The sequence below is a fragment of the Polaromonas sp. CG_9.11 genome (assembly GCF_015752225.1).
Lineage (GTDB): Bacteria > Pseudomonadota > Gammaproteobacteria > Burkholderiales > Burkholderiaceae_C > Polaromonas.
This window is the reverse complement of sequence record NZ_JADOVE010000057.1, coordinates 1-3,747: the sequence shown is the minus strand read 5'-3', so window position 1 is coordinate 3,747 and position 3,747 is coordinate 1. Positions and strand designations below refer to the sequence as shown.

The following is a 3,747-nucleotide window of genomic DNA, read 5'->3' as shown; positions in this document are numbered from 1 at the left end:
TGCCGAGTTTTATGTAGAGCCTGACGGCGCGAATGCGGTCTTCGTAAGAATACATGAACTACTTTCAAGTAGTCCAAGTTTTCCGCCGCACCCCCAGGTGGTCAACTTTCGGTCGGCGACAACAGTTGATGTTTGAAGTGGCAAGCCAACCGCACGGTGTCAGTGGAAAAAGGCACGTGGGTGCAGGTGCAAAAACTCGATATTCCCGATGAAGGCCAGACGGTGTGGCTGCGCAATGTTGGACTGGTCAAACTGTTTCGGACGCGACTAAAAGACCAGTTGCGCCATTACGTGGTTGGCCTGCTAGACGCCGATGGCTACAACACCTTCGGGCGTGCGGACTTCCAAAAGCTGCACGACCAGCATTGGAAGATCGAGCAATACCACCGCATGCTCAAGCAGGCATGCAACGTCGAGCGCTTCCAGGTGCGCGGCAAAGTGCCCATACTGAACCATATTTTTGCGGCGCTGTGCAGTTTTGTGCAGTTGCAAGAAATGCAGTTCACCCACGCCATCGTCAACGCCTACCAATGGAAGACAGAATTGTTTACCAATGTAGTCGCCGCTTTTGTCACAGGCTTCATTCCTGGCAAAGACCACTTGAATCCACAATTTCGTGCAGCTGTCAATGCGTAAGTCCTAAATGCAATCCAAACAACAGCAGCAATGCCCTTATATTGACGACGCCAAGTAGTGCAGTTAACCCGGACAAACCTGTGATGTAGTGCTTTAGTCATTTGGCTTTAATCACCAGTTGATTGTCAACCGACTGAACACCGCTGAACGTTTTGGCAATCGCCGCCGCCCTTTCCCGCACAAGGTCTGTAGGCACGGTGCCTTTCAATACCACTGCCCCGTCTTTCGTATCAACATTGATTCGGAAAAATTTGATCTCCGCGTCTTTCAGCAGCTCCGACGAAATTGCAGTAGTTATTGCCAAGTCATCGATCTTGTTGATGGCTTTATTTGCAAACACATTGGCAGAGGATTCGGCATTTTCGGTGGCATTTTTCAGTGCATCACCTGCTTTGGCAAATATAGCCTCGGTTTTAGCCTTCACGTCAGCGCTTGACTGCTCACCCTGAACTCTTGCCTCTGCGGCAGCCTTTTCTGTCTTGCCAATCGCTAAGTCAAGCTTTTGACCGGCCGTTTGATTGTCGTCAAGCTTATTGCATCCACTTAGAGCCATTACGATGGCCAGCGACGTGACAACGAAGAAGCCTGTGTGCCACCCAAAAACAGCAAGGGTTGTACTTTGCGAATGTATTTTTTTCACGAAATAACCTTTTCATCGATTAAAAATCCCAAAAATCATGCCGTAAAACTAATTTTTTAACCTTGTTTTCTCGCCATTTGTGCCACCCGCTAACCGTCAGCGGTGGCACATAGGCGAAAAACAAAGAATCCGTTACTCATGCGTAAATTCTTGCTAGGCAGCATGAGAACCATTTCGTGTCAAACTCAATCCTTGAAATTCTTCATGTCTTCACAGTATTGAGTCATCGGCACTCGCAGCCGATGCATTTCATTTACTCTGCCCCGATTCAGCAGAACATTCAAGCCGTCACAATCCATCCTTCCAGCGTATCCATGTCAGCAGGCAAACCATATCCAGGTGCGCCTTGTTGCGCTGCCCAAGCGGCCTGCATCAGGCACAACACAGCGTCCAGGCTGTCGCCGCTTCCATCATCGACCAAGGCATCGCGCTGCGCATGGCTGACCTTCAAGCGCAAGCCCAAACGTGTCTGCCCATGCTCCAGTGCAGTGATCAGGTCTTTGCGCGCAATAAGCCGCTCAGGAGTCTGTTTGACCCTGTCATCGCTTTTGTAAGACCGATTTCCCAATACTTCGCGAGCCAACATCCCAGGATACCCTTCTAGCGCATTGCGCCTGGTGTCACCTGGGTGAAGACCGGGAATGTTGACACCAGCAGCTACAAGCCGTGGAATGCCTGCGTGAAGCATGAAGGCGACCGGTGGGTTTACCCACTTCATGGAGGGACTGGCACCAGATGGTATGTCAGTCGCGCGATGGGCAAATTTTTTTCCGATAGGGCGGGCATCGCAAAATGCTGCAAACGTGTTGCGAATCTCAAGCCGGCTCAAACTGGCATAGTGATTCATCGACTCAATCCACTGCGTAGGCCAGCCCAAGTGTTTGAGAAGTTCGCGCGGCAATCCGAAAGGGAAATCAAACGCCCCAAGCCACTGGCGGTCTTGGCGCAACCATTGATCAAATGCATGTAGCGAATCAAGGCGTTCCAGCACTGATAGAAGTACGCGGCCTTTCAGCGAGGTTCCCGAAGCCATCACAATCGGTTTGCGTCGGGTAGGACTGCTGGAAAAATCGCATCCAACCAATAATTCGGGAATCAAACCAGGCGTTCTCATCGTATCCTTGCGCCGCTGAGGTAGTTCGCTCAGGAGCAACCACGGGCTCGCTGGCTATTTTTCAGGCCCGACCGATGATGGAAGCCGTGGCCATCAATTCCTCAAGGAGGGCCATGGACACTTTGCCGGACGCGGCATAGGGATCAAGTTCGGCCTTCTCGGAATATTTCAACAAGATGGAATGGTTCAGCTTGAGCAAGTTGACAGTTCCCATGGTCCATCCGCCAAAACGGCGTTCTGAAATTTCCTCAAAATCCAGCAGCACCACATCCTTGTGGCGCGGGTCTTTCAAGATATGCCCATACAGTTCACTCACAGCCATGCGTCCGCCTTCAATGGCCTGCAGAAAAATGCCCCCTCCGTAGCAGAGAATGCCGGTAATTCCCAGTGCCGGGTTGTACTGGCGGGAGTGAGCCAAGATGCTGGAGATGGTTTCGTCGCCCATGTCCACAGCGCGACTTGCATAGAGCAAACGAACCAGCATGGATTCAACCTTTTCTTGGAATAAGTGCGAGAAATTCGCGGCGCAAGGTCGAGTCCTTGAGAAACACGCCGCGCATGACTGAATTAATCATCTTGCTGTCCATGTCCTTGACGCCACGCCAAGCCATGCAGTAATGGCTTGCCTCCATGACGATGGCCAGGCCGTCAGGCTGGGTTTTTTCCATGATCAGGTCAGCCAGTTGCACTACAGCTTCTTCCTGAATTTGCGGACGTCCCATGACCCATTCGGCCAGGCGCGCGTATTTGGACAAGCCGATCACGTTGGTATGTTCGTTGGGCATGACACCAATCCATATTTTGCCGATCACCGGGCAGAAATGGTGTGAACAAGCACTGCGAACGGTAATGGGTCCGACGATCATCAACTCGTTCAGGTGCTCGGCATTGGGAAACTCGGTGATATTGGGCGCTGCTACGTAGCGTCCATTGAAGACTTCGTTCAGGTACATCTTGGCAACCCGGCGTGCTGTGTTGCCAGTGTTGTGATCACCCACAGTGTCGATAACCAGACTGTCCAGAACGCCTTGCATCTTGGTCTCCACCTCATCAAGCAAGCGCTCCAGTTCGCCAGGCTCAATAAAACTGGATATGTTGTCATTCGCATGAAAACGCTTACGTGCCTGGACCAGGCGTTCGCGTATCTTCATGGAAACGGGCACTCCCTCGTCTGTCACATCCTGAAGGGTTGTAGTAGTTTTCATAAGCATGGCAGATATTACCAGCCCCCTTTAAACATGTCTTGAATGTGGAAAAATAAGCTCGCGGATTCAAGAACAAACTGCATCGTTAAGGAAACGGGTGGGCCAAGGGCATATAGCATGCGTCCTTCAGACCAGCCAGTCGAAAGAAACGC

4 protein-coding genes and 1 pseudogene are annotated in these 3,747 nt (G+C 51.4%); 1 reads left to right on the top strand and 4 read right to left on the bottom strand.

The features are described from left to right. Positions 1-141 precede the first annotated feature (141 nt). Positions 142-636 (top strand): annotated as a pseudogene (locus IWX85_RS19975) (IS701 family transposase); the annotation flags it as partial. 97 nt (positions 637-733) lie between these two features. Here IWX85_RS19975 and IWX85_RS19970 read toward each other — a convergent pair. The 4 genes from IWX85_RS19970 to folE all read right to left on the bottom strand — a co-directional run bounded on the left by IWX85_RS19970 (position 734) and on the right by folE (position 3,601). Then, the gene (locus IWX85_RS19970; RefSeq protein WP_370584340.1) at positions 734-1,276 is read right to left on the bottom strand and encodes a BON domain-containing protein; all 543 of its coding nucleotides are present in this window, start codon (positions 1,274-1,276) and stop codon (positions 734-736) included. A gap of 280 nt (positions 1,277-1,556) precedes the next feature. Beyond that, entirely contained in the window at positions 1,557-2,390 is an 834-nt protein-coding gene (locus IWX85_RS19965) for a DUF429 domain-containing protein (RefSeq protein ID WP_196870960.1), read from the bottom strand. 61 nt (positions 2,391-2,451) lie between these two features. Beyond that, the gene (locus IWX85_RS19960) at positions 2,452-2,874 is read right to left on the bottom strand and encodes a BLUF domain-containing protein (RefSeq protein ID WP_196870959.1); all 423 of its coding nucleotides are present in this window, start codon (positions 2,872-2,874) and stop codon (positions 2,452-2,454) included. 4 nt (positions 2,875-2,878) lie between these two features. Then, positions 2,879-3,601, bottom strand: a complete 723-nt coding sequence (folE, locus tag IWX85_RS19955) for a GTP cyclohydrolase I (RefSeq protein ID WP_036805763.1) — start codon at positions 3,599-3,601, stop codon at positions 2,879-2,881. Positions 3,602-3,747 lie beyond the last annotated feature (146 nt).